This window comes from Pseudomonas fluorescens group sp. PF-1, assembly GCF_054481335.1.
In genome coordinates this window covers 3489462-3513608 of record NZ_JBTMNG010000002.1, presented here as the reverse complement: position 1 = coordinate 3513608, position 24147 = coordinate 3489462, and the positions used below count along the sequence as shown (strand labels likewise).

Here is a 24147-nt window from a genome sequence, read left to right as displayed (position 1 = left end):
ATGCTCGACGCCTACATCTTCGCTGGGTTGCGTACTCCTTTCGGTCGTCACGGTGGAGCACTAGCACCCGTGCGACCCGATGATCTTGCTGCTCACGTGATTCGAGAATTGCTTGCGCGATATGCCATTCCTGGTGACGCCATCGAGGACGTCATCCTCGGCAATACCAATCAGGCAGGAGAGGACAGTCGCAATATCGCCCGCCATGCAGCGCTGCTCGCCGGCTTACCGGTGACGGTACCAGGTCAGACGGTAAATCGGTTGTGTGCCAGTGGTCTGGCCGCCGTAATCGACGCAGCTCGTGCGGTGACCTGCAAGGAAGGTGAACTGTTTATCGCTGGCGGGGTGGAAAGCATGTCCCGCGCCCCGTTTGTCATGGCCAAGGCTGAAGCGGCATACAGCCGTGAGTTGACGGTGTTCGACAGCACCATTGGTGCGCGCTTTCCCAACCCGAAGATCATCTCCGAGTTTGGCAATGACAGCATGCCCGAAACGGGCGACAACGTGGCCCATGAGTACGGTATTGACCGAACACAGGCCGATATTTTTGCCGCAGCCTCGCAGGCGCGTTACGAAGCAGCGCGCAAGTCAGGCTTCTTCGATGACGAACTTCTGGCGGTGAGTGTACCCACTGGCCGGAAGACTCCACCCAGCCTGATCGAACAGGATGAACACCCGCGCCCGCAATCGGATCTCGCGGCCCTGGCTCGCTTGCAGCCTTTGCGCGAAGGTGGTGTGGTGACAGCAGGCAACGCTTCCGGGGTGAATGATGGCGCCGCCGCACTGCTGATTGGCTCTTCTGCCGCTGGCGAACGTCATGGGCTGGTACCCATGGTACGAATCCTGTCTGCAGCCGCCGTGGGTGTGGCGCCTCGCATCATGGGTGTGGGGCCTGTCGAGGCTATCCATAAGGCTTTGGCGCGAGCCGGACTGAGTCTGGCGGACATGGACATCATCGAAATCAACGAGGCGTTCGCCAGCCAGGTTCTGGGCTGTCTCAAGGGGCTTGGCCTTGCTTTGGACGATCCTCGAGTGAATCCCAATGGCGGTGCCATCGCCGTCGGGCATCCGTTGGGCGCTTCTGGCGCGCGATTGGCGTTGAGCACCGCACGAGCATTGCAAATAAGTGGCAAACGCTACGCAGTGGTCAGTTTGTGTATTGGCGTTGGCCAAGGGCTGGCGATGGTTATTGAGCGCGTTTGAGTGCGCGCAAACAAAGGTGGTATGAAATGGGTGCTTTGACTGGATACCGCGTACTCGATTTAAGCCGTGTGCTGGCCGGTCCCTGGTGTGGTCAGACCCTGGCCGACCTGGGAGCCGAAGTCATCAAGGTTGAACGACCGGGTGCGGGTGACGACACCCGTGGCTGGGGGCCACCATGGATGAAGGGCCAGAACGATGAGGCTACAAACGAAGCCTCCTATTACCAATCGACCAACCGTGGCAAGTTGTCGGTGGCGCTGAACCTGGCGAGCGCCGAAGGTCAGGAACTGGTGCGTGCGCTGGCTACTTCCTGCGATGTGCTGATCGAAAACTATAAAGCCGGCTCGTTGGCCAAATACGGGCTGGATTATGCCTCTTTGTCCCAGCTCAATCCGCGGCTGGTGTATTGCTCGGTGACCGGCTTCGGGCAGACCGGGCCACGGGCGGCGGAGCCTGGTTATGACTTCATCATCCAGGGAATCGGTGGGCTGATGAGCATCACCGGGGAGCGTGATGACCTACCCGGTGGCGGGCCACAGAAAGTTGGCGTGGCGTTTTCTGACCTGATGACAGGGCTCTACTCTACAGTTGCTATACAGGCCGCATTGCTCAGTCGCGAGAAGACTGGCATGGGGCAGCACGTCGATATGGCGCTGCTTGACGTTCAAGTCGCCACGCTGTGCAACCAGAGCCAGAACTTCCTGGCTTCCGGTAAATCTCCAGGTCGCTACGGCAACGCCCACGCCAACATAGTGCCATATCAGGTGTTTCGCGCCAGTGACCAGGATTTCGTGATCGCCTGCGGCAACGACTCCCAGTTCGGTGCACTGTGCGAGGCTATCGGTTTGGCGGACCTTCCTTTAGACCCTCGCTTTGCGCGCAATGCGGACAGAGTGACGAATCGGGAGGCAATCATCGAGATTCTTGCACAACACTTTCTCGCTGCCACCGCCGATGAGTGGGTGCGGCGTATTCACCCGCAAGGCGTGCCAATAGGTGTGATCAATAGCATTGCCCAGGCACTGGATGAGCCGCAGGTGAAGGCACGCAATATGCTGGTGAACATCCCCCATCCGCTAAAGGCCGATTTCGTTACCGTGGGCAGCCCCATCAAGCTATCGGGCACGCCGGTGGAGTATCTGCGCCCGGCACCGATGTTAGGTGAACATACCGATGAAGTCCTCAAGCGTCAGTTGGGACTGGACGATGAGCGCCTTGCCGAATTGAAGTCACGCGGCGTCATCGAGCAACTGGGCGAACGCTGATTTGTACGACCTGGCACAGCACTTGTGCTGTCGGGGCATTTTTTACCATTGGAGCCTGTCATGAAAGTCCTCGTAGCCATCAAGCGCGTGGTCGACTACAACGTGAAAGTCCGCGTCAAGGCGGACAATTCCGGCGTCGACCTCGCCAACGTCAAGATGTCGATGAACCCGTTCTGCGAGATCGCCGTGGAAGAAGCGGTACGCCTGAAAGAACTCTCTATAAAGGAAGGGCGCGTTGCGACTGAAATCGTCGTCGTCTCTGTCGGCCCGTCCACCGCTCAAGAGCAACTGCGCACTGCGCTGGCTCTGGGTGCCGACCGCGCCATCCTCGTCGAATCCGCCGAAGATCTGACTTCCCTGGCCGTTGCCAAACTGCTGAAAGCTGTTGTCGACAAGGAACAGCCTCATCTGGTGATCCTTGGCAAACAAGCCATCGACAGTGACAACAACCAGACTGGCCAGATGCTCGCTGCATTGAGCGGCTACGGTCAGGGCACGTTCGCTTCGAAAGTCGAAATCAGCGGCGACAGCGTCGCCGTGACCCGCGAAATCGATGGCGGCGCGCAGACCGTTTCCCTGAAACTGCCGGCCATCGTCACCACCAACCTGCGTTTGAACGAGCCGCGCTACGCGTCCCTGCCAAACATCATGAAAGCCAAGAAGAAGCCTCTCGAAGTGCTGACTCCGGACGCTTTGGGCGTTTCCACCGCCTCCACCAACAAGACCGTGAAAGTCGAAGCGCCTGCTGCACGCAGCGCGGGTATCAAGGTCAAGTCGGTGGCTGAACTGGTCGAGAAACTGAAAAACGAAGCGAAGGTAATCTAAATGACTATCTTGGTTATTGCTGAACACGACAACAAAGTGCTGGCCCCGGCCACGCTGAACACCGTGGCTGCCGCTGCCAAAATCGGCGGTGACATCCACGTGCTGGTTGCAGGCCAAGGCGCTGGCGCCGTGGCTGAAGCCGCTGCGAAAATCGCTGGCGTGGCTAAAGTGCTGGTGGCCGACAACGCCGCTTACGCTCACCAGTTGCCGGAAAACGTCGCTCCCCTGGTCGCTGCTCTCGTTCAAGAAGCAGGGGCTGCGGGCTACAGCCACATCCTGGCTGCCGCCACTTCCAATGGCAAAAACATCCTGCCGCGCGTTGCCGCTGCACTGGACGTTGATCAGATCTCCGAGATCATCTCGGTAGAAAGCGCTGACAACTTCAAGCGCCCGATCTATGCCGGTAATGCCATCGCTACCGTTCAGTCGAACGCTGTGGTCAAGGTGATCACCGTGCGTGCCACCGGTTTCGATCCGGTTGCTGCTGAAGGTGGTTCGGCTTCGGTTGAATCCGTTGCTGCTGCTCACGATGCTGCGATCTCCAGCTTCGTCGGCGAAGAGCTGGCCAAGTCTGATCGTCCGGAACTGACCGCTGCCAAGATCGTCGTTTCCGGCGGCCGTGGCATGCAGAACGGCGACAACTTCAAACACCTGTACGCCCTGGCCGACAAGCTGGGCGCTGCCGTCGGTGCTTCGCGCGCCGCGGTCGATGCAGGTTTTGTACCCAACGACATGCAGGTCGGTCAGACCGGCAAGATCGTTGCTCCACAGCTGTACATTGCCGTCGGTATCTCCGGCGCGATCCAGCACCTGGCCGGCATGAAAGACTCCAAAGTGATCGTTGCGATCAACAAGGACGAAGAAGCGCCGATCTTCCAGGTAGCAGATTACGGCCTGGTGGCGGACTTGTTCGAAGCCGTCCCGGCGCTGCAGCAGGCTTTGTAAGGATCCATCGGCAGGTGCGCAAAGAGCTCGCCTGCCGCAGGCTCAGTCGTAAGAGCCTTTGCCGGGCATTTTGATGCCATGCACGTTCACCTTGCGGTATAGCGTTGCCCGGGAGATCCCCAGCTCGCGCGCGGCCAACAGGGGTTTCCACCGGTTGCGTACAAGCGTATCGATCAACGCCTGGCGTTCCGGGCTGCCGCTGACGGTCTCCAGGCCTTTTACCGGCGCACTCGCGCTGAGCGTCACTGGCAGATCATCCACTCCGATCACCGGGCTTTTACACACGGCGCACGCGTATCGCAGCACGTGATGCAGTTGTCGCATGTTGCCCGGCCAGCTGTAATTCAAGAGCATTTCCAGCGCAGCCTCGCTCAGTTCCACACGCTCGCCCGAGCGCTGGCACTCGTCTTCCAGCAGTGTGTTGATCAACGCAAGTTTGTCTTTGCGTTCGCGTAGTGGCGGTATATCGAAGCGCGCGCCGCTCAGGCGGAAATACAAGTCTTCGCGAAAGCTGCCGGCTTCAACCAGCGTTGCAATATCGCGGTGACTGGCACACACCACCTGAATATCGATGGCCTGGGTGCGGGAACCACCCAGCGGAGCCACCTCACCTTCGCTGAGTACTCGTAATAGGCGGGTTTGCAGGGCCAAGGGCATGTCGCCGATTTCATCGAGAAACAACGTGCCACCATCAGCCTGCTGCAACAGACCCCGCATGCCTTTGGTCGAAGCGCCGGTAAAAGCGCCAGCGGCATAACCGAACAATTCACTCTCAATCAGGCTCTCGGGTATCGCCGCGCAGTTCACTGCGACAAAGGGCTTGTCTCGACGTTTGCTGGCGGCATGCAGTTGCAGGGCAAAAAACTCTTTGCCCGCACCGGTCTCACCATGGATCAGCACAGGCAAACCGCGATCCTTGACCCGTACCGCCAACTCCATCGCCTGCGCAACCTTGGGGTCCAGCGCTGATGCCGGGTTGCTGGCCAGTGGCGAGCTGATCGGGCGGCGGGGCGCCTTGAGGCGCACGTGCAACCCCATCGACGGCAGAAAGTGGATGCTGTCATCCCCAGCGGCGGGCAGCTTTGCTGAGGCGAAGGCTTCGTCAATATGGGCGGGGATTCGGCCGCAACGCTGTAAAAGCAGGCGCCGCGCTGCGGGGTTAAGCGCTTCTATGCGGCCATCCTGGTCCCAGGCGAACAGGCATTGCGGTTGGCTGTCAACGTAACCCAGCAGGGGGTGTGCCCGTAATACCCATAGATCTTGGGTGCTGTACATGAAATACGCATTTTCGAGTTCGGTAGCGCTTTGAATGACCATTTGCCGAATCAAATGCTGACTACGCCGGTCATCTGGGGCACGTACTGAAGAAACGTCCAATACCGCGAGGATCTCGCCGCTGGGTGAAAATATCGGCGCCGCGGAGCAGGTATTGCCAATGAATGCCGCCCGGAAATGATCGAGTTTGTGCACGGTGACCGGCAATTTGTCGATTAACACCGCGCTGACAGCTGTCGTGCCTTCTTCTTTCTCCGACCAGCATGTGCCGACGTCCATGCCGGAGCGGCGGTACTCGCCGCGCAAGGCCGAGTCGATCCGGTAGTCGACGGTACAACCGAGCGTATCGGTGAGCATCACACAGTAGTCGGCGTCGCGAACGCGGCTGTGCAGCCGTGACATTTCATCACCTGCCAGGTGCAGGAAATCGTCCACACGCTGACGGTGCTCATTGATCTGGTGAGCCTCCAACACCCTAGGCCCCTGTAAGGACCCCGGGTCAAGCTTGTAATGCTGTACCGAGCGACGCCAGGAATCGAGGATGGCGTTGGGCACCGGCAGAGTCGGGGCATTCTGGGCAGTGCGCAGTACGCGACTCACGTGTTCCACATGAGTCTTCGAAAAACCAGAGGACATGGTACCTCCGAAGGTTAGATCTTATTTTTCTGTTGATGGCCATTAAAGGCGGCTTGGCCAATCCCTTCAAGCTGAATCCGTCAGCCTGTGCCGGTGAGACATTACCGCTCAGCATTCCCAGCGTACCACTTGAGACACGAGCGGTTATGTCTTGCGGCGGCGGGGCGGGTGGTTGTGATCAATCATGCGTTTAGCGCTCTATTCCGGGCGTTGTGGCCGGCTATCAAAGTGTTGGCATCCGACTTGCTCTGTCAGTTTCAGCAGGCCGCGTCGAACGGTCGCATCTCAACAACAATAAAGACAGAGGCAGTACATGAGCGAATTCAACGCTGTGAATTTCTCCCTGAACGGCAAGGTTGCACTGGTAACAGGCGCTGGCCGTGGCATTGGCCAGGGTATTGCGCTGAGCTTGGCACAGGCGGGCGCAGACCTGGTGTTGGCCGATTACGACATGGGTATCGCGCAAGAGGCTGCCGCCTTGGTCCAGGCCCTGGGTCGTCGGGCTGTGGCACTGCAAGTTGATGTCAGCAAACCCGAGAGTGTCGCCAACTTGATTGAGCAGGTCAGGGCGCAATTTGGCCGCCTGGATGTGGCGGTCAACAACGCCGGCGTAGTCAGCCTCGGTCGGGTCGATGAGTTAGCGGTCAGCGAGTGGGACCGCATCATGAACATCAACGCCCGTGGCGTATTCCTTTGCTGCCAGGCCGAACTCAAACTGATGCGCGAGCACAACTTCGGCCGCATCATCAACTTGGCCTCGATTGCCGGCAAAGTCGGTTTCCCGGACCTATCCCACTACAGCGCTTCCAAGTTCGCCGTGATCGGTTTTACCAACGCCTTTGCCAAGGAGGTTGCCCGCGAAGGTATCACGGTTAACGCCCTCTGCCCCGGTGTGGTGGGCACCGGTATGTGGCGAGGTGATGAAGGGCTTTCCGCGCGTTGGGCGCAACCCGGCGAAACCGAAGCGCAATCCTGGGAGCGCCATCAGTCCAGCCTGCTGCCTCAAGGGAAAGCGCAAACCGTGGAAGACATGGGCCAATTGGCCGTTTACCTGGCGTGCGCGCCTCACGTTACCGGGCAGGCGATCGCTGTTGATGGCGGCTTCTCGCTCTAACTGACCCCGTTCACTTATCAAGTTTATGTCCGCTGAATCCTAATTCAGGGGAGCGGATACGGCTTGCCTGCAGCTTTGCTCTTGAGTTCAAGCCTGCAGGCGCACTGATCGAAACAGGAGAACATAATGACAACTACAGTTCTGGCTAAACGTTCCGTTGGCACCGACGTTATCAACTACGACGCCATTGTGATCGGCGCGGGCTTCGGCGGCATTTACATGCTCAAGAAGTTGCGCGATGAATTGGGCTTGAAAGTGCGCGCCTTTGACAAGGCCGGTGGCATCGGCGGTACCTGGTTCTGGAATTGCTACCCCGGCGCGTTATCCGACAGTGAATCGTTTGTCTATTGCTTCTCCTGGGACCGCGAACTGTGCCAGGAATGGGACATCACCACGCGCTACCTGACCCAGCCGCAGATCCTGTCCTACCTGAACCACGCAGTGGATCGTCACGACTTGCGCCGCGATATCCAGCTTGAAACAGGGATTAGCGCCGCCGTGTTCGACGAGCAGAGCAGTCGCTGGCTGGTCACTGCCGATGACGGTCATCAATACAGCGCCAAATACCTGGTGACGGCGCTGGGCCTGTTGTCGGCAACGAATGTGCCCAAGATCAATGGCCTCGATCAATTCAAGGGGCACATGTATCACACCGCCAACTGGCCGGCAGATGCTGTGCTGGAAGGCAAACGCGTGGGTGTGATCGGCACTGGTTCGACGGGTTGCCAGGTCATCACCGCGATCGCACCGACCGTCGGCCACCTGACCGTGTTCCAGCGCTCTGCGCAGTACACCGTACCGGTGGGCAACGGTCCGGTCAGTCGCGACTACGTCGAAGACATCAAGCGCAACTATGACGCAATCTGGCAGGAGGTGCGTTCCTCGCGCTTGGCGTTCGGCTTCCCCGAAAGCGACATTCCCACCATGAGTGTGGATGCTGCTGAACGCAAAGCCATCTTCCAACGCGCCTGGGAAGGTGGCGGCGGTTTCCGCTACATGTTCCAGACCTTCAACGATATCGCCACCAGTGAAGAGGCCAATATCGAGGCGCAAAACTTCGTTCGCGAAAAAATCGCCGAGATCGTCACCGACCCAGAAACCGCACGCAAGCTTATGCCTCGCGACCTGTACGCCAAGCGCCCGCTTTGCGACAGCGGCTACTACGCCACCTTCAACCGGGCCAATGTGTCGCTGGTCGACGTTAAGGCCAACCCGATTGAAGAGATCACTGCCAGGGGCATTCGTACGGCAGATGGCGTCGAGCACGAGCTTGATGTGCTGGTGTTTGCTACCGGTTTTGACGCCGTAGACGGTAACTACAAACGCATCGATATTCGCGGCCGCGATAACGTCTCGATGAAGGATCACTGGGCTGACGGTCCATCGAGCTACCTGTCGGTGGCCACCGCTAATTTCCCGAACATGTTCATGATTCTGGGGCCTAACGGTCCGTTTACCAATCTTCCGCCGACGATTGAAACCGAAGTGGAGTGGGTCTCCGATCTAGTCGGGTTCATGGAGCAGAACGAGTTGGCCTGCGTGGAACCGTCTGCGCAAAGCGAGCAGGAATGGGGCAAAACCTGCCAGGACATTGCCGATCAGACGCTGTTCGCCAAGACCGACTCATGGATCTTCGGCGCCAATATCCCCGGCAAAAGCAACAAGGTTTATTTCTACATGGGTGGTTTGGGCGCGTTCAGCGAACAACTGGCAGCGGTCAAGAACGATGACTACCGGGGCTTCAAGTTCAAGGCCTTGAGTATTGATCAGGCGCAATCGCGCCGCGCTACGGAGCTCCTGAAATGAAGTTGAACAACCCTCAACTCTTGCGTCATCAAGCCTACATCGACGGTGAGTGGCTAGCCGCCGACAACGAAAGCACCATCACCGTGGTCAATCCATCGACGGGTGTGACCGTCGGCCAGGTGCCGCGCATGGGCAAGGCTGAAACACGCCGTGCCATCGAAGCGGCCGAGCGCGCGCTGCCGGCGTGGCGTGAGCTTTCTGCCAAGGCCCGCGCCAATACGTTGCGGCGCTGGTACGACTTGATCATCGAAAACCAGCACGATCTGGCTCACATCATGACCCTGGAGCAGGGCAAGCCGCTGCCTGAAGCGCTGGGTGAAATTGTCTTCGGCGCGTCCTATATCGACTGGTATGCGGAGGAGGCGAAGCGGGTCTACGGCGATATTATTCCGGGTGCAACGGACAAACGCTTGCTGGTCATCAAGCAGCCCGTGGGTGTTTGCGCCGCCATTACGCCGTGGAATTTCCCCAGCGCAATGATCACCCGCAAAGCCGGGCCGGCGCTGGCCGCCGGTTGCACCATGGTCATCAAGCCGGCCTCCCAGACGCCGTTCTCGGCGTTGGCGCTGGTGTACCTCGCCGAACAAGCGGGCATTCCCAGGGGAGTGCTGTCGGTGGTCACGGGCGCAGCTGCAGAGATTGCCGAAGAGCTGACCGGCAACCCGGTCGTGCGCAAGATTTCCTTCACGGGGTCCACCGAGATCGGGCGCCAGATCATGGAAAAATGTGCTCATGACATCAAGAAAGTCTCTTTGGAGCTTGGCGGCAACGCGCCCTTTATCGTCTTCGAAGATGCCGATCTGGATGCTGCCGTTGAGGGCGCACTCGCTTCGAAGTTTCGTAATGCCGGGCAGACCTGCGTCTGCGCCAATCGCCTTTATGTGCATGACAAAGTGTACGACGCCTTCGTCGACAAACTCGCTTCAGCGGCGGGCGCTCTGAAGATTGGCGATGGTTTCACCGATGGCGTCACGCTCGGCCCGCTGATCGATGGCAAGGCCGTCGCCAAGGTGCGCGAGCATATCGAGGACGCCTTGGCCAAAGGGGCCAAGGTTGTCCAGGGCGGCGGTGCACATGCTCAGGGCGCCAATTTCTTTGAACCCACGATCCTGGTGGATGTGTCGGACACCGCTCGGGTCGCCAAAGAAGAGACTTTCGGTCCGCTTGCGCCGGTCTTTCGATTCTTTGATGACGCCGAAGTCATCGCTAAAGCCAACGACACCGAATTCGGCCTCGCGGCGTATTTCTACACCGCGAACCTGAGCCGGGTGTTTCGTTTGGGCGAGGCGCTGGAGTACGGCATCGTCGGGGTCAACACCGGGATTATCAGTTCCGAAGCTGCGCCGTTTGGTGGGGTAAAGGCGTCGGGTGTCGGCCGGGAAGGCTCCAAATACGGGCTGGAGGATTACCTGGAGATCAAATACCTGTGCCTGGCCGGCATTTGATCTGTAGCTGCCCACTTTTCACCTGATTACTTTCTTGATTGACCGCAAGGGCGCTGCCCTGCGGTCGGGTCAACGCTGTGTCGTAAAACATAAAAACAATAGGATAAGTCGACATGAACATCGCTTGTACATTGCCGCTGGGGCTCGGGCTCCTGTCATGCATCGCCGTGCCTGCCTCTGCCGACGATGCTTCCTCGAAATGGGGAACCGGAGATTGGGGAGGGGTACGCAATGAGCTACTGGAGCAGGGCGTTGACGTGATTGTCGGTTACGTCGGCGAAGCTGCCACCAATGTTCACGGCGGTTATGACCATGACCGCACTGCGCGCTACACCGCGCAATGGGCACTGGGCACTCACCTGGATCTGCAAAAGTTGCTGGGCTGGAATGACGCCGAGTTCCAACTGCTGGTAACTGAACGCAATGGCAACAACCTCTCCAACGATCGCGTTTCTGATCCCCGCGCGCCGCAACTCAGTTCGGTGCAAGAGGTGTGGGGCAGGGGGCAGACCTGGCGCTTGACCCAGATGTGGTATCGCCAGAAATTTTTCGACAATGCCCTGGATCTCAAGTTTGGCCGCGTGGGCGTCAACGAAGACTTCGCCAGTTTCCCATGTGACTTCCAGAGCCTGTCTTTTTGCAGTGCACCCATCGGCAACGTCGCCGGTGATGTCTGGTACAGCGGGCCTGTGAGCCAGTGGGGCGGGCGGGTACGCTACAACCTCGATGAACGCTGGGCGGTGCAGGTCGGGGTCTATGAGCAGAACCCGTCGAACCTCAGCACCGGCAATGGCTTCAAGCTAAGCGGCAGTGGCACCAAAGGCGCGTTGGTGCCGGTGGAGGTTATCTGGAAGCCATCAGTCGGCAAAGAAGCCTTACCCGGTGAATACCGCCTGGGTTACTACCACAGTAGTGCCAGCGCCAACGATCTATTCGACGACGTCAACGGTAACCCGCAGGTGTTGACTGGCCAGGCGCCAAAGTCGCGCAGCAGCAAACACGGCGCATGGATCATTGGCCAACAGCAGGTCACTACCCATAACGGCGATGCCTCACGCGGCCTTAGCGTATTTGCCAGCCTGACCGTGCATGACAAGGCCACCAGCGGTATCGAGAGTTTTCAGAACATCGGTGCGGTCTACAAAGGCCCGTTTGATGGGAGGCCCAAAGATGACCTCGGCTTGGGCATCGCACGTCTCAAGGTCAATGACGATGTCACCAAGCGCCAGCACCTGATCAATGACAGCACGGGCATCAGTGACTATGACGACCCACAGTACGTTCCAGTGCAGCACAGCGAATACAACATCGAACTCAATTACGGCGTACACGTGACCAACTGGCTAACCGTGCGCCCGAACGTGCAGTACGTGCGCAATCCAGGCGGCGTCTACGAGGTGGACAATGCCTGGGTTGCCGGTGTGAAGCTCCAGGCGAGCTTTTGAGCCGGGGCATTGTGTGACCAGTCTTTAACCCCCATCACGAATAAGAAGGAACACCAGAATGAGTAAGTCCTTGGGAAAAGTTGCTTTTGTAACCGGTGCGGGTCAAGGGATCGGAGAGGCCATTGCCTTACGCTTGGCCGCAGATGGTTTTGCCGTAGCCTGCGCCGATATGAATCTTGAAACAGCCGATCAGGTGGCTGAAAACATCAGGAAAACGGGCGGCAAAGCCCTGGCGATAAAGGTCGATGTTGCCGATCGCGAGGATGTTTTCAAGGCTGTGCAGGCAGCGCTGGAGGGCTTGGGTGACCTGCATGTGGTCATCAATAACGCAGGCATTGCGCCAATTGCTCCAATCGAAGCGATTACGCCAGAGATCTATCGGCGAACGTTCGACATCAATGTGGGTGGTGTTCTCTGGGGCATACAGGCGGCAGTAAACGCGTTCAAGGCGTTAGGTCACGGCGGCAAAATCATCAGTGCTTCGTCGCAGGCCGGTCATATCGGCAATCCCGACCTGGCGGTGTACGGCGGGACCAAGTTTGCCGTGCGTGGCATCACCCAGACCGCGGCCCGGGAATTGGCTCACCTGGGTATCACGGTAAATGCCTACTGCCCTGGCATCGTGAATACACCGATGATGCGCAAGGTCGCCCAGGACGTGGCCGATAACGCGAATCAAAGCATTGAATGGGGGATGGAACAATTTGCCCAGCACATCACCTTGAAGCGACTTTCCCAGCCTGAAGATGTGGCGGCCTGCGTTTCCTTCCTGTCCGGCCCTGACTCCGACTACATGACCGGTCAGGCCGTGATCATTGATGGCGGAATGGTATTTAACTGATTCGTCATCAGCGCAATGGAACGTTCAAGCGTGCACACGTTGAACGTTTTGCGCATGCGACGTGAGGGAGTGAGATGACTATTACCAAAGGCATTGCATCGCCGGCCAAATTTCTGGTCCAGGCCGATGCACTGGTGGATTTAGCGATACATGGCAAAGCCTTCGGGGCCAATGCCTATTTGATCTGCGATCAATTTATCGTCGGCCGGGTTCATGAGAAAGCGATGCCGGGGTTCAAAAACGAACAACGCGCCGAGTTGGCCGTGTTTGGCGGGCAGTGTTCCGATAGTGAAATTAACAGGCACGTGGAAGCGGCGCGTGGGGCTGATTATGTCGTCGGAATAGGTGGTGGAAAAACCTTGGATACCGCCAAGGCGGCGGCACACTTCCTGGAAAAACCCGTGTTGATCCTGCCTACGTTAGCCTCTACGGATGCTCCCTGTACGGCGATTTCGGTGATTTACAACGACGACGATACGTTTAATCGCTATTTGTTTTTATCCAAAAACCCGGACGTTGTTTTAGCCGACACACGTATTCTGGCCGAACAACCCCCGCGGTTTTTTGCAGCAGGCGTGGGTGACGGTCTGGCCACGTATTTCGAGGCTCGGGCGTGCTTTGCCGCGCAACGCGACAATCTGATCTTGGGCAATGACGGCAAGATGCTCAAACCCACATTGATCGGGTTTGCGATTGCCCAAACGTGCTACGAGACCATCAAAAAGTATTCGGCCCAGGCGGCATTCGCGGTGCAGAAGAAAGCCATTACCGCCGCCCTGGAGAATACGATTGAAGCCACCATTTACATGTCGGCAGTCGGGGCCGAGTCGGGTGGTTGCGCCGCTGCGCATGCGATCCATAACGGAATGACCAACGTGCATGATCTGCATGGCGCACAGCACGGCGAAAAAGTCGTGTTCGGCCTGTTCACCCAGCTCGTGATGGAAGCTTCGCCTATGGCTGAGATTGAGGAGGTAGTGGACATTGCGATGGCCGTCGGTTTGCCTCTGACACTCGAAGATTTAGGGCTTAAACACTTCAAGGAAGCGGAGTGGAGAATAGTCGCCGAGTTGGCCTGCGATAAAAACGACACGATGCACAACATGCCTTTCACGGTGACGCCGGACCTGGTGTATGACGCGATCGTGGCGACTGACGCATTGTTGCATGGCTTCAAGAGACAAAAGGCTGTGCATTAGCCCCTTGAATGAGTACCCGTTTTGAGGCGTCCGTAGCGCTCAAACGGTTTGGCGCCGTCAATCGTTCAAACGGATTGGCGGCGCCTTTTTTTGAACATGGCACTGAGGGTGCCAATATTACCTGGCCTGCGCTGCGCCTTTGAGCTTGGCGACTTGGGTTGCCAATACATCCATCAAGTCCGGGGACAGGCAGTCGTAGGTCTCCAGTCCGATTGAACGCAGACGCGTGCGGATGCCCTTCATCTGCTCAGGAGGCGTGCCGGTTTCTATGACCGAAGAAACGAACGCCGCGAATCCCGGAGCAGACCAACCAGCCTGTGGCGACAGTTCAGTGTGAACGAAGTCCAGGCCATAGAAAGCGTGGTCCTTGTTCTCGATGCGCCCGTACATGTGCGCATGACACGCGGTGCAGGCGTGGCGCTGAATGGCCGCGTTCTTGTCCACAATAGCGAGCTTGTCTGCATGTGCAGTGACGCTGACGGTGTCACGCGGTACCACCGCAATGACGGCAAATGTAGCGCCCGCTGGTTTCCAGCATTTGCTGCAGCCACAGGCATGGTTATGCAGGGTCTGGGCCGCGATTGTCACCTCGACCTTATCCGCAGCGCACAGGCATCGCAGTGTGCCCCCGGTAAAGTCAGAAGCAGTAGCGGATAGGCCGTTATCCAGTGACGGATGAAGTTTGATATCGCTCACTGTGTATCTCCAGATCGGTAAGGAACTCGAAATGACCCGAGGGGCTTTGCGCCCCTGGGCTTCACGTCAGTATTTGATGACGGTGCGGATCGACTTGCCTTCATGCATCAGGTCGAACGCTTCATTGATGCGTTCCAGTGGCATGGTGTGGGTGACAAAAGGCGCCAGTTCTATTTCACCTTTCATGGCGTCCTCAACCATTTTTGGCAGTTGCGTACGGCCTTTGACGCCGCCGAACGCCGAGCCTTTCCAGGTGCGACCGGTAACAAGCTGGAAGGGACGTGTGGAAATCTCCTGGCCCGCGCCAGCGACACCGATGACGATGGACTGCCCCCAGCCACGGTGCGAACTTTCCAGCGCAGCGCGCATGACATTCACATTACCAATGCATTCGAAGGAGTGGTCGACGCCCCAGCCGGTCGCTTCGATGATGACCTGCTGGATCGGCTTTTCATGATCTTTCGGGTTGATGCATTCGGTGGCACCGAAAGACTTGGCGAGTTCAAACTTGCCCGGGTTGGTGTCCACGGCAATGATGCGGCCAGCCTTGGCCTGGCGCGCGCCTTGAATAACGGCAAGACCAATACCGCCAAGACCGAATACTGCAACGGTGTCCCCCGGTTGTACCTTGGCGGTGTTGTGCACTGCTCCGATCCCCGTGGTTACACCGCAGCCCAACAGGCATACATGCTCAGGGTTGGCGTCAGGGTTGATCTTCGCGACAGAGACTTCTGCCACCACGGTGTACTCGCTGAACGTCGAGCAACCCATGTAGTGATAGAGCGGCTGGCCATTGTAGGAAAAGCGCGTAGTGCCATCGGGCATAACGCCTTTGCCCTGAGTCTCTCGAACCGCGACGCAAAGGTTGGTCTTCCCGGACTTGCAGAACAGACATTCGCCGCATTCGGCAGTGTACAGAGGGATAACGTGGTCGCCTGGCTTGAGGCTGGTGACGCCTTCGCCCACTTCCACAACGATGCCAGCACCTTCATGGCCCAGGACCACAGGAAACAGGCCTTCAGGGTCATCACCCGACAAGGTGAAGGCATCGGTATGGCACACACCGGTATCGGTGATTTTGATTAGCACTTCGCCTTTGCGGGGTGGCGCAACATCGATCTCGACGATTTGAAGTGGCTTGCCCGGTTCAAATGCAACTGCAGCACGTGATTTCATAAAGGTATTTCTCCAAGTGGTAATGCTCGTATGGCTGGTGAAACGTAGGGCCCGAAAGGTTCGGTGCTTACTTGAGGTAAGTGCGCACCAGTGAAACCACCTCATCGATCGAGGCACGCTGTGCCTGCGACGTGTCGGTTAGCTGTGAAAACTCTTCCCTGAGATGGCTCTCTAGAACGCCAGCCATCAAGCCGTTTACCGCGCCACGCAGCGCTGCAATCTGCTGCAGAACCGGGCCGCATTCAGCGCCTTGTTCAAGTGCAGCTTGCAGGGCATCCAGTTGGCCCCTGACCCGATTGACTCTGCCTAATACACGTTTTTTTTCTGCGGGCGAATGTGGCATTGAGCAACTCCAGTATGGGCGTGGTGGCCATGGTACGCCGGTACTGAGGGGAGCATTTGAATATACTGACCGGGAGTATATTGGCCCGCCTTGCAAACAAACATCGGCATTTTGTTTGGGGACTGATCGCAATCTGTTTCTAATGGCTCGCGGTGCGCCGGCTGCAGCGGCTACGGAGCGGGCGTCTAGAGGGGGCGACCAGGCTGAATCTGGAGTTGGTCTCGTAGCGAGATCGCCAGCGCTTCTACTGCCGTCTCGTTGCGCCGATAGAAGTGAAAGGTGCCCGTCCGACAGACATCAACCAAGGTTGCCTCCCTGAGTACGGCCAAATGTTGGGACACGGTCGATTGGGACAGGCCGCAAAGTTGCGTGATCTGGCCGACACTGATTCCCCGTTCAACGTCCCACTCCTGCTGGGGGAAATACAAAAGTGGTGCCTTTAGCCACTTTAGGATTTCCCGCCGCAGCGGGTGGGCAATCGCGCGCACAGCGGCATCGACGTCAGGCGAGGGGCATTTTTGCTGTTTCTCACACATGGGCTGTCCCATCGCTCCAGGCTGGATCAACTCGCCATGTCGGCCAAGGATTCGGCGATGAGTTGGTAGGATCGGCAGCGAGCCTTGGCGTCATAAATGCGCGCATCAATGATCACTTCATCCACCTGGGTCGTTGTAATGAACTGGCGCAGCCAACTGCTGACGTCGTCCTGGTCACCAGTCGCGGTGCACTGCATCGCCTGATTAAGCGTGTGCCGATCATTATTTGTAAGCGTATCCATAAAGCCCTCCGAGGGACGTGGTAACGGGCCTGTTTTCCCGGTGTACAGGTTGCACACCCACTGCCGGTGAGAGCTCGCGATGTAATCGGCTTCGGCCCGTGAGGGGGCAGCAAAGACATTCACGCCCGCGATCACATAGGGCTGCTTGAGCGCCGCAGATGGGCGAAACGAAGTACGGTAGTGCGTAATCGCATCCATCAAGAAGCGCGGTGCGAAATGTGACGCGAAGGCATAGGGCAGCCCGAGCTTGGCGGCAAGGTCTGCGCTGTTCATGCTCGAGCCCAGGAGCCAGAGTGGCGCGTGGTGGGGGCCGGGAATCGCCCGCACCGGCTGATGCCCGTTGTCCGCCAGGTAATCCTGCACGTGTTGAATGTCCTGCGTGAAGTCACGCTCTGAAGCGTCACCGCGCAGGGCGCGGATGGCCGCCCCCGCTGAACCTGGTGCTCGACCGATACCCAGGTCGATGCGGCCAGGGAACAAGGTGGCCAATGTGCCGAACTGCTCGGCCACCATCAATGGGGAGTGGTTGGGCAACATGATGCCGCCGGAGCCCACCCGCAGTGTGTTGGTGGCCGCTGCCAAATGCTGAACGAGCAGTGTGGTGGCCGAGGACGCGATGCCCGGAAGGTCGTGATGCTCGGCGACCCAGTAACGTTTGTAACCATGGGCTTCCACATGCCGCGCCAGTGCGACAGCGTCATCCAGGGTGTCAGTGAAGGTTTTACCTTCGCCAATCATCATGAGGTCAAGAACAGAGAGGGCAGTCATTGCAGGCTCCTTTTTCATGTCAGGTGGAGAGGGCGTTACAGCGATGTAAAGTCAGACCAGTGCGGATGACGATCCAGGCGACGATCAATATCGCGAAGGGTTGCCAGGCAGCGTTGCAGTTTCAGGTAAATATCGCCGCCGTAGTCCCAACCGAGCACGCCAATGCTGCCTGTGTAGCCGACGCTGTTCAGCGCCGCGACCACGGCAAAGTTGTCCAGCTCTCCACGGTCAACCGGCTCCATCGTGGCCACGCCGCCCCAGCCCAGTTCACTGAGCGCGCTGCCTGAAAGTACAACCTGCATCAACCAGGGTTGCATCGTTTCAAGACGCTGTTGAAGTTCGCCTTCCTGACTGGCGTACCAGTGATAGCCGTTGAACGATGCACCCAGGCGCGGGTGAGCGAAGTATTCGCAGATCTGCACCACTTGAGCCGTGGTCTGGGTGACGTGGTGAAGATGGGGATACAGAGCGATTCTTAAGCCGCGCCGTTCTGCGATGGGTAGCAGCGACTCGATGAACCGCATGATGGCCTGGCTGCCGTTGACCGAGGTCTGGACCGCCAGTTCGATGAGTTCGACCCCTTCGACGCTTTCAATGATGCGCCGTATAAGCTGATCATTGCGGCCTTCGTGCAGCACCAGGTACAAGCCCTCGACACGCAGGCCGTGCTGCTCGCCAACGCGCGGCAGCAGGCGCAGGTCGGTCAGCGGCGTGCCGCCCCAAGCCGAAACAGTGAGGCCGTCATAACCGAGTTCGGCGAGCATTTCGCACTGTGACTGGAAGGCATAAACGCCCATTGAAGAGTAAAAAAATGAATCGAGTGCATGGACACGATGGGCCACGGTCTATCTCCTCGCCTAGCGTGGCGTCTCGGTCAATAGGGCCCATTCAGGGTGTGCGGCCAGGCGTTGCTCCATGGAACGATATGCCGTCGCTGAACGGCGCAGGTTGCCGTAGACGTCGCCTCCCATACTTTGCCATCCCAGCACGCCGACACGCCCCGTAAAACCGCGACGTTCCAGGGCACCCAGCAGGACGAAATTATCCATCTCACCCTCATCAAGTGTTTCGATGGTCGCCAGCCCGCCCCAACCCAACGGAGAACGTCGTGTGCCGGCAATATTCACGTGCTGGAGCCAAGGCCACATCGCATTAAGGCGTTCTTCCAAGTCTTGCTCTTCAGTGGCGTACCAGTGATAACCGTTGAACACGATATTGAGCAGGGGATGGTTGAACTGCTGGCACAGTGCGACGGCTTCCGAGGTCGTTTGCATGCCGTAGCGTGCGTGCGGATAAAGGTTGATGCGCAGGCCTCTGCGCTCACAGATAGGCAACAGACGCTCAAGCATGCGGCGGTCAAAGTTCGTGACTTCATCACCTGAATGCAGCGCCAGTTCAATGGTGGTGCAACCCTCAATGCTCTCGAAAACCTGGGTCACGAACTGTTCGAGGCCCTTGCGGTAGATCAAGTAGACCGCGCCCACGTCAAGGCCCCAGGTCGGTTTGACTTGAGGAATCGACTTTAGGTCCTGGCTCCACGCAGACATCGTCAAGCCTTGGTAGCCAAGCTCGGCGAGCATTTCGCACTGTGCGGCCAGGGGATAGGTGCCCATGGCGGTCTGGAAGATGAAATCCATATGGTGAAGGGGGTGTTTCATTGGGCGGCCTGCATGGGTTGAGGGTCGACGGGGAGGGCAATGCTCGGAAAATGAGGCAGCAGGTATTCAGCCAGCTCATCGATGACTTCAGCGGCAGGGCGGCGTTGAGGTTTGAAGTGCAGGGCGACATGACCCACCCCCTGATCCTGCTGGCGTTTCCAATGTTCTATCAGCGCATTACGCCCGGCGCGCAGCACACGTCCCGCCTGAACGGGATGGTTCGGATCGCGATCCAGATCAAACAACGTGCCGTAGCCATAGGGTTTGTGCACCTCGTTGCCACAGACGGCGCGCCAGCGCTCGATCACCTGGGGAATCAACGCAGGGTTGGAGGTGTAGGAAAGAATCCCGTCAGTGTTTTCACCGATCCATTCCAGCGACTGACCTGCGTGGCCGACGATAAGGGTGGGCAAGCGCGCCCCAACGGGTTTGGGGATCAGGTCAATTTCGCCATTCAACTGGCCATAAAAACGCGACGTATGCTTTGCCCAATGGCTTTGCGTGGTTGCGCGGATGATGCCCAGTGCGTCCCGGAAGCGTTCGGCACGGTTGTCAAAATCCAGCCCGAAAGCCGGGTATTCGATCGGCCGGTCGCCGGTGGCCAGCCCCAGTATGAATCGGCCGCCGAGCAGTTGGTCCACGCTCGCGGCCTGCTTGGCAACAATCAGAGGATCGCGCAACGGCAGGACAATACCCGCCGTGCCAATCGCAACTCGCTTGGTCACGGCAGCCAGGTAACCCGCATAGACCAGTGGATCGAGGATCTGGCCGACGTCCCCGAAATTGGGGTCATAAAATGGTACATCGCGCAGCCAGATCGCCGAAAATCCGGCTTCGTCTACGCGTTGAGCCATCTGCGCGTGATCCTGCAGGGTGGGGCCTGGGCTGTTGGGGTAGCTTTCCAGCGGGGCAATGAAACCGAAGGTCAGATGTCCCGGTTTGAATACGCGGGCATAGCCAGGGTGTCGCTGAAGCTCCGGCGCGATTGCGCGTGCGCAAGGTTGAGAAGTCATCGGAGTACGCTCGTAGTAACGGATGGCGGTGACGTTGAAGGCGAGAAGCACTGCATAAAGTCACGATGGAGGGGACTATAAGCGGTATGATTTGAAAGAAAAACAGGATGAAGTTCCGATCATTTGTGAAAAAAACGCTCAAATAGGCGAGGCTGTTCATGGATCATTTTGGCGCGCTCAGCGCATTCGTTCAGGCGGCGCAGACCCGCAGCTTCACTGAGGCCGGGCGCAGGATCGGGGTGTCTTCCTCGGCCGTTGGCAAGGCCGTCGCGCGGCTTGAGGAAGAGTTGGGCGTGCGGCTATTTCATCGCTCCACGCGGGCGATTACCTTGACGGCCGAGGGCAGTCTTTTTCTGGAGCGTTGCCAGCGGATTTTTGCCGAATATGAAGTCGCCAAACGCGAGCTTACGCAGGCTGCAGGCAACCCCCAGGGCAAGTTACGCCTCGGTTTGCCACAGCTCGGCATGCGGTTGATGCCTCATCTGATTGCGTTTCAGCAAGCGTATCCAGAAGTGGAATTGGAGCTGGAGTTCAGTGATCGCTTGGTCAATGTGATCGAGGAGGGCTTCGATGCGGTGATGCGCATCGGCGAAGTCGACGATTCCCGACTGATGATGCGTAAGCTCAATGGCTACAGTCACCGGTTGGTCGCATCGCCAGATTACCTCTCGCGTCGCGGTGTCCCTTCGCGGCCGACGGACCTTTCGAACCATGCTTGCCTGCGATACCGCTATCCCACCAGCGGTAAGCTTGATCCCTGGCCGCTGGTGACAAAGAAAGGGCAAGACACGCTGGAGCTGGGGCAATCGGCGACGTCCAACGCGATTGAAGCCTTGCTGGCAATGGCGGAGGCGGGGCAGGGTATCGCCTGCCTGCCCGACTTTTTTATCGAGGATGCCATCGCGACAGGGCGCTTGGTGCCGGTGTTGGACCGGTATATCAGTGATCACCGCACGTTCAGCATCCTGTGGCCGTCCAGCCGACAGCCGCTGCCCAAGATCAAAGCGTTTGTCAGCTTCATGGCGTCACGTCTGACGTGAGCCCGTGTTGGCCCCAAACGCAGCTGCCGGCGCTCTGGGTTCCCAAGGCGCCGGCAGCTGTTGCGTGGGGTTCAATCAAGCATTGTTGGATGGCTTGGCTGCAAAGGCGCCATCACCCAGCAATGCAACAACCAGTGCGGTCATGCTCAGGTAGATCGGATATTCCCAGCCGCCATTGGCGTTGGTGAAGCTCCAGCCGTTACCGAAGTGTACGGTCGCCGCGACGAACAGTTGGACCACTGCCAGTGCTGCTACCCAGCGTGCATAGACACCTAATACCAGCATCAAGCCGCCGATCACTTCGAAAGCCATGACCGGATAGGCCAGGAAGCCTGGAAAACCGATGGACTCGAAAAAGCCTGCGGTGCCCGCCGGGGTGAATACCAGCACTTTGGTCAAGCCGTGGGCGATGAACATGATGCCCAGCGCCAGGCGCATTACGAGTGCAGCGTAGGGTGCAGTGCGAGAATCAATCATGGTGTAGCTCCTTTTATTTAGTTGGGAAGGGACAGCGTGTGGCGCAGCCATTGAGAAAAGTCGGCCAGTTCTTCACCGATAATCTCGTGGGCCATGTTGTAGAAATGGGTTTCGTGCTTGACGCCGATGCGATCCAGCCAGGCATCTGCCTCGTTCGCCCAGTCCACCGGCAGGACGGAGTCCTGGTGACCGTGGGCAATGAAGGCCGTGACCGACTTGAGGCGCTCGGCTGAAGCAATCCTTGGGGCAACCTCGCGCAGCATGCGGCCGCTCAATATTGCAAAGCCAGCCACCAGTTCCGGCTCGGTGACGCCCAGGCTCGCACTCATGATGCCGCCCTGGCTGAAGCCTGCGATCACGGTTGGCAGGGCGGGCAGCGCTTCGATAAAGCGCTGCAAAAGCTGGCGGCTGGATTCCGCCTGTTCCTGGTTGAAGGACGGACCGTTGCTGGTGAAGCTCACCTGGTACCAGGCAAAGCCTTGCGGGCCGACCTGCAAGGGTGCGCGAACCAGAATGACTTCCAACTCTTCGGGAAGCGATTCGGCCAAGGCAGCAAGATTGCCCTCGTTCGAGCCCACACCATGCAGCAGGATCAGGCGACCTTTAGGCGTGAAGGTGCTGCAGCCTTTGCGGAAAAACAGACCTGTTTGTGGTTCGCGGGCTGCGTCGGAAAATGTAGTGTCACGCATGGTCGATACTGCCTTGAGTTTGTTGAAAAGGTTCGCCGCCATTGGACGGGGCCGAGGAGAACAAGTAGCTGTCCATTGCCAGCACGCCGTAGGTCACGCCGCCTTCCAATACCTGCGTCTCGTAGCCTTCCCCGGCTGCGCCCAGGGCGATCAGCAAGGGTAGAAAGTGTTCATCGGTGGGGTGAGCCCGCTCAGCCGACGGCGCATACTGTTTGAAGTCCAGTAATTGCCCGGTGTTACCGTCTTGCAGGGTTTGAGCTGTCCACGCGGCGAACGCATCGACATAGGGAGCGCTCTCGCGGGTGGTTCCACGGAACTCATACAAGTTGTGGGTCAGGCTGCCTGACGCGACGATCAGTACATTCATGTCTCGCAGCGGCTTGAGCGCATCGCCCAGCTTCCAGGCCTGATGGGTGTCAAGACTGGCCGGCATGGAGACCTGGACCACCGGGATATCCGCCTCGGGTGCCAGGTACAACAACGGTACCCAGGCGCCATGGTCCAGGCCGCGTTGAGCGTCCAGCCGCGACTGCCAGCCGGCTGCCTGCAACAGGTCTACGATATGACCAGCCAGGGCGGGCGCCCCCGGTGCTGGATAGCTCAGTTGATACAGTGCGTCGGGAAACCCTCCAAAATCATGGATGGTCGCAGGCGCGGTGCTCGCCGTGACAAGGACTTCGCCTCGTGTCATCCAATGCGGAGAGAGTACGACGATGGCGTCAGGTCGCGGCAGCTCGCGACCGACCTGAGCCAGGCGGGGACCCGCCAAGCCAGGCTCGATGGCGAACATTGGAGCACCATGAGACACAAACAGCAGGGGGAACGGGGTGTTCATGGTGGAATGCTACTTGTTAAGCCAGACAGGGGCGATGGAAGTGCCAAGGCCGGCGCCGTAGCCGAGGTAGATGTTCAGGCCTGCCAGCGGCTCCAGGTAGCGAGCGTTGATCAGTGCGCCGGTATCGACGGTGTTCCAACCCAGGCTGCGAGCCAGGGCGGTTGCTGTCTGCTTGGCGCGTTCACTGTCACTGGCCACGAATACGCTCCCACGCTGGTCATTGGCGAAAGTCGGTCCATCGCCCAGCACTTGAGCAAACAGAGTGTTGAAGGCTTTGACGACCTGGGCCTGTGGGACTGCCTTGGCGATTTCTTCGCTGGCGCTGGTGACGTGGCCGATGGTCAGCGACATGTAATCGGCGCTGAGCGGGTTGGTGATATCGATGATGACCTTGCCGGTCAGATCGCCCAGGCTCTGCAGCGCTGAGACAGCATCTGCGTAGGCAGTGGCAAGCACTACCACATCGCTGTCGCCCAGCGCCTGGTCGGCTGTAAAGGCGGTTACCTGTTCGAACCGGGCTGCCAGCGCTTCTGCCTTCTGGATATCACGGCCCGTAATACGGACAACGTGACCGGCGCCAGACAACTGCTTGGCGAACGCTGAACCCATGTTGCCGGTCCCCACTACTGTAATTTTCATATCGACCTCTTTTGCGTTGGTTTGTGTTTCGATGGG

Annotated in this window: 24 protein-coding genes; 11 read left to right on the top strand and 13 right to left on the bottom strand. The window is 58.5% G+C overall.

The features are described 5' to 3' along the window. Genes ACX3YD_RS30965 through ACX3YD_RS30950 form a run of 4 tightly spaced genes read left to right on the top strand, consistent with a single transcriptional unit; the run spans nt 1 to nt 4238 of the window. Complete coding sequence (locus ACX3YD_RS30965) at nt 1-1203, top strand: 3-oxoadipyl-CoA thiolase (protein ID WP_458961925.1); 1203 nt, start codon at nt 1-3, stop codon at nt 1201-1203. A gap of 26 nt (nt 1204-1229) precedes the next feature. Beyond that, the gene (locus tag ACX3YD_RS30960; RefSeq protein ID WP_458961924.1) at nt 1230-2468 is read left to right on the top strand and encodes a CaiB/BaiF CoA transferase family protein; all 1239 of its coding nucleotides are present in this window, start codon (nt 1230-1232) and stop codon (nt 2466-2468) included. A 60-nt stretch (nt 2469-2528) separates the two neighbouring features. Beyond that, on the top strand, nt 2529-3293 hold the full coding sequence (locus ACX3YD_RS30955) for an electron transfer flavoprotein subunit beta/FixA family protein (RefSeq protein WP_458961923.1): 765 nt from the start codon (nt 2529-2531) through the stop codon (nt 3291-3293). After that, nucleotides 3294-4238: an electron transfer flavoprotein subunit alpha/FixB family protein gene (locus tag ACX3YD_RS30950; protein WP_458961922.1), complete on the top strand. Its 945-nt coding sequence runs from the start codon at nt 3294-3296 to the stop codon at nt 4236-4238. A gap of 42 nt (nt 4239-4280) precedes the next feature. On the opposite strand, the gene ACX3YD_RS30945 is transcribed toward ACX3YD_RS30950, so the two are convergent. Continuing rightward, nucleotides 4281-6149, bottom strand: coding sequence for a sigma-54-dependent Fis family transcriptional regulator (locus ACX3YD_RS30945; protein ID WP_458961921.1), 1869 nt, complete (start codon nt 6147-6149; stop codon nt 4281-4283). 313 nt (nt 6150-6462) lie between these two features. Here ACX3YD_RS30945 and ACX3YD_RS30940 point away from each other — a divergent pair, with 313 nt between their 5' ends. The 6 genes from ACX3YD_RS30940 to ACX3YD_RS30915 all read left to right on the top strand — a co-directional run bounded on the left by ACX3YD_RS30940 (nt 6463) and on the right by ACX3YD_RS30915 (nt 13999). Next, the gene (locus ACX3YD_RS30940) at nt 6463-7263 is read left to right on the top strand and encodes an SDR family NAD(P)-dependent oxidoreductase (protein ID WP_458961920.1); all 801 of its coding nucleotides are present in this window, start codon (nt 6463-6465) and stop codon (nt 7261-7263) included. A gap of 126 nt (nt 7264-7389) precedes the next feature. Beyond that, complete coding sequence (locus tag ACX3YD_RS30935) at nt 7390-9069, top strand: flavin-containing monooxygenase (RefSeq protein WP_458961919.1); 1680 nt, start codon at nt 7390-7392, stop codon at nt 9067-9069. Next, nucleotides 9066-10514 carry an NADP-dependent succinate-semialdehyde dehydrogenase gene (gene gabD, locus ACX3YD_RS30930; RefSeq protein ID WP_458961918.1) on the top strand — a complete coding sequence of 483 codons (1449 nt, stop codon included), beginning with the start codon at nt 9066-9068 and terminating at the stop codon, nt 10512-10514. The genes ACX3YD_RS30935 and gabD overlap by 4 nt, the downstream gene beginning before the upstream one ends. Nucleotides 10515-10627: 113 nt before the next feature. After that, nucleotides 10628-11959 carry a carbohydrate porin gene (locus ACX3YD_RS30925; protein WP_458961917.1) on the top strand — a complete coding sequence of 444 codons (1332 nt, stop codon included), beginning with the start codon at nt 10628-10630 and terminating at the stop codon, nt 11957-11959. 58 nt (nt 11960-12017) lie between these two features. Further along, nucleotides 12018-12800, top strand: a complete 783-nt coding sequence (locus tag ACX3YD_RS30920; RefSeq protein WP_458961916.1) for a (S)-acetoin forming diacetyl reductase — start codon at nt 12018-12020, stop codon at nt 12798-12800. Nucleotides 12801-12874: 74 nt separating this feature from the next. Continuing rightward, on the top strand, nt 12875-13999 hold the full coding sequence (locus tag ACX3YD_RS30915) for a glycerol dehydrogenase (RefSeq protein WP_458961915.1): 1125 nt from the start codon (nt 12875-12877) through the stop codon (nt 13997-13999). A 117-nt stretch (nt 14000-14116) separates the two neighbouring features. On the opposite strand, the gene gfa is transcribed toward ACX3YD_RS30915, so the two are convergent. The 8 genes from gfa to ACX3YD_RS30875 all read right to left on the bottom strand — a co-directional run bounded on the left by gfa (nt 14117) and on the right by ACX3YD_RS30875 (nt 20431). Further along, nucleotides 14117-14695 carry an S-(hydroxymethyl)glutathione synthase gene (gfa, locus tag ACX3YD_RS30910; protein WP_458961914.1) on the bottom strand — a complete coding sequence of 193 codons (579 nt, stop codon included), beginning with the start codon at nt 14693-14695 and terminating at the stop codon, nt 14117-14119. Between the two features lie 66 nt (nt 14696-14761). Continuing rightward, on the bottom strand, nt 14762-15871 hold the full coding sequence (locus tag ACX3YD_RS30905; RefSeq protein WP_458961913.1) for an S-(hydroxymethyl)glutathione dehydrogenase/class III alcohol dehydrogenase: 1110 nt from the start codon (nt 15869-15871) through the stop codon (nt 14762-14764). Nucleotides 15872-15938: 67 nt separating this feature from the next. Next, on the bottom strand, nt 15939-16214 hold the full coding sequence (frmR, locus tag ACX3YD_RS30900; RefSeq protein ID WP_103408668.1) for a formaldehyde-responsive transcriptional repressor FrmR: 276 nt from the start codon (nt 16212-16214) through the stop codon (nt 15939-15941). A 185-nt stretch (nt 16215-16399) separates the two neighbouring features. Further along, a complete protein-coding gene (locus tag ACX3YD_RS30895) occupies nt 16400-16750 on the bottom strand; it encodes an ArsR/SmtB family transcription factor (protein WP_458961912.1) in 351 nt (116 codons plus the stop codon). A 26-nt stretch (nt 16751-16776) separates the two neighbouring features. Then, nucleotides 16777-17760, bottom strand: coding sequence for an LLM class flavin-dependent oxidoreductase (locus ACX3YD_RS30890; protein WP_458961911.1), 984 nt, complete (start codon nt 17758-17760; stop codon nt 16777-16779). A gap of 35 nt (nt 17761-17795) precedes the next feature. After that, entirely contained in the window at nt 17796-18602 is an 807-nt protein-coding gene (locus ACX3YD_RS30885) for a sugar phosphate isomerase/epimerase family protein (protein ID WP_458961910.1), read from the bottom strand. A gap of 15 nt (nt 18603-18617) precedes the next feature. Beyond that, complete coding sequence (locus tag ACX3YD_RS30880) at nt 18618-19418, bottom strand: sugar phosphate isomerase/epimerase family protein (protein WP_458961909.1); 801 nt, start codon at nt 19416-19418, stop codon at nt 18618-18620. Then, nucleotides 19415-20431 carry an LLM class oxidoreductase gene (locus ACX3YD_RS30875; RefSeq protein ID WP_458961908.1) on the bottom strand — a complete coding sequence of 339 codons (1017 nt, stop codon included), beginning with the start codon at nt 20429-20431 and terminating at the stop codon, nt 19415-19417. The genes ACX3YD_RS30880 and ACX3YD_RS30875 overlap by 4 nt, the downstream gene beginning before the upstream one ends. A gap of 158 nt (nt 20432-20589) precedes the next feature. On the opposite strand from ACX3YD_RS30875, the gene ACX3YD_RS30870 reads away from it, so the two are divergent. Further along, a complete protein-coding gene (locus tag ACX3YD_RS30870) occupies nt 20590-21471 on the top strand; it encodes a LysR family transcriptional regulator (protein ID WP_323625839.1) in 882 nt (293 codons plus the stop codon). Nucleotides 21472-21546: 75 nt separating this feature from the next. Here the strand turns inward: ACX3YD_RS30870 and ACX3YD_RS30865 are convergent, their stop codons facing one another. Genes ACX3YD_RS30865 through ACX3YD_RS30850 form a run of 4 tightly spaced genes read right to left on the bottom strand, consistent with a single transcriptional unit; the run spans nt 21547 to nt 24111 of the window. Further along, entirely contained in the window at nt 21547-21948 is a 402-nt protein-coding gene (locus ACX3YD_RS30865) for a DoxX family protein (RefSeq protein ID WP_458961907.1), read from the bottom strand. A gap of 17 nt (nt 21949-21965) precedes the next feature. Further along, nucleotides 21966-22637 carry an alpha/beta hydrolase gene (locus ACX3YD_RS30860; RefSeq protein WP_458961906.1) on the bottom strand — a complete coding sequence of 224 codons (672 nt, stop codon included), beginning with the start codon at nt 22635-22637 and terminating at the stop codon, nt 21966-21968. Continuing rightward, the gene (locus ACX3YD_RS30855; RefSeq protein ID WP_458961905.1) at nt 22630-23472 is read right to left on the bottom strand and encodes a DODA-type extradiol aromatic ring-opening family dioxygenase; all 843 of its coding nucleotides are present in this window, start codon (nt 23470-23472) and stop codon (nt 22630-22632) included. Before ACX3YD_RS30855 ends, ACX3YD_RS30860 begins: the two co-directional genes overlap by 8 nt. Nucleotides 23473-23481: 9 nt before the next feature. Further along, the gene (locus tag ACX3YD_RS30850; protein ID WP_458961904.1) at nt 23482-24111 is read right to left on the bottom strand and encodes an NADPH-dependent F420 reductase; all 630 of its coding nucleotides are present in this window, start codon (nt 24109-24111) and stop codon (nt 23482-23484) included. Nucleotides 24112-24147 lie beyond the last annotated feature (36 nt).

What these genes read in the sequence shown, in the direction of transcription:
- ACX3YD_RS30965 (WP_458961925.1), top strand. Translation starts at nt 1, where the DNA reads ATGCTCGACGCCTACATCTTCGCTGGGTTGCGTACTCCTTTCGGTCGT.
- ACX3YD_RS30960 (WP_458961924.1), top strand. Translation starts at nt 1,230, where the DNA reads ATGGGTGCTTTGACTGGATACCGCGTACTCGATTTAAGCCGTGTGCTG.
- ACX3YD_RS30955 (WP_458961923.1), top strand. Translation starts at nt 2,529, where the DNA reads ATGAAAGTCCTCGTAGCCATCAAGCGCGTGGTCGACTACAACGTGAAA.
- ACX3YD_RS30950 (WP_458961922.1), top strand. Translation starts at nt 3,294, where the DNA reads ATGACTATCTTGGTTATTGCTGAACACGACAACAAAGTGCTGGCCCCG.
- ACX3YD_RS30945 (WP_458961921.1), bottom strand. Translation starts at nt 6,149, where the DNA reads ATGTCCTCTGGTTTTTCGAAGACTCATGTGGAACACGTGAGTCGCGTA.
- ACX3YD_RS30940 (WP_458961920.1), top strand. Translation starts at nt 6,463, where the DNA reads ATGAGCGAATTCAACGCTGTGAATTTCTCCCTGAACGGCAAGGTTGCA.
- ACX3YD_RS30935 (WP_458961919.1), top strand. Translation starts at nt 7,390, where the DNA reads ATGACAACTACAGTTCTGGCTAAACGTTCCGTTGGCACCGACGTTATC.
- gabD (WP_458961918.1), top strand. Translation starts at nt 9,066, where the DNA reads ATGAAGTTGAACAACCCTCAACTCTTGCGTCATCAAGCCTACATCGAC.
- ACX3YD_RS30925 (WP_458961917.1), top strand. Translation starts at nt 10,628, where the DNA reads ATGAACATCGCTTGTACATTGCCGCTGGGGCTCGGGCTCCTGTCATGC.
- ACX3YD_RS30920 (WP_458961916.1), top strand. Translation starts at nt 12,018, where the DNA reads ATGAGTAAGTCCTTGGGAAAAGTTGCTTTTGTAACCGGTGCGGGTCAA.
- ACX3YD_RS30915 (WP_458961915.1), top strand. Translation starts at nt 12,875, where the DNA reads ATGACTATTACCAAAGGCATTGCATCGCCGGCCAAATTTCTGGTCCAG.
- ACX3YD_RS30905 (WP_458961913.1), bottom strand. Translation starts at nt 15,871, where the DNA reads ATGAAATCACGTGCTGCAGTTGCATTTGAACCGGGCAAGCCACTTCAA.
- frmR (WP_103408668.1), bottom strand. Translation starts at nt 16,214, where the DNA reads ATGCCACATTCGCCCGCAGAAAAAAAACGTGTATTAGGCAGAGTCAAT.
- ACX3YD_RS30895 (WP_458961912.1), bottom strand. Translation starts at nt 16,750, where the DNA reads ATGTGTGAGAAACAGCAAAAATGCCCCTCGCCTGACGTCGATGCCGCT.
- ACX3YD_RS30890 (WP_458961911.1), bottom strand. Translation starts at nt 17,760, where the DNA reads ATGACTGCCCTCTCTGTTCTTGACCTCATGATGATTGGCGAAGGTAAA.
- ACX3YD_RS30880 (WP_458961909.1), bottom strand. Translation starts at nt 19,418, where the DNA reads ATGAAACACCCCCTTCACCATATGGATTTCATCTTCCAGACCGCCATG.
- ACX3YD_RS30875 (WP_458961908.1), bottom strand. Translation starts at nt 20,431, where the DNA reads ATGACTTCTCAACCTTGCGCACGCGCAATCGCGCCGGAGCTTCAGCGA.
- ACX3YD_RS30870 (WP_323625839.1), top strand. Translation starts at nt 20,590, where the DNA reads ATGGATCATTTTGGCGCGCTCAGCGCATTCGTTCAGGCGGCGCAGACC.
- ACX3YD_RS30865 (WP_458961907.1), bottom strand. Translation starts at nt 21,948, where the DNA reads ATGATTGATTCTCGCACTGCACCCTACGCTGCACTCGTAATGCGCCTG.
- ACX3YD_RS30860 (WP_458961906.1), bottom strand. Translation starts at nt 22,637, where the DNA reads ATGCGTGACACTACATTTTCCGACGCAGCCCGCGAACCACAAACAGGT.
- ACX3YD_RS30855 (WP_458961905.1), bottom strand. Translation starts at nt 23,472, where the DNA reads ATGAACACCCCGTTCCCCCTGCTGTTTGTGTCTCATGGTGCTCCAATG.
- ACX3YD_RS30850 (WP_458961904.1), bottom strand. Translation starts at nt 24,111, where the DNA reads ATGAAAATTACAGTAGTGGGGACCGGCAACATGGGTTCAGCGTTCGCC.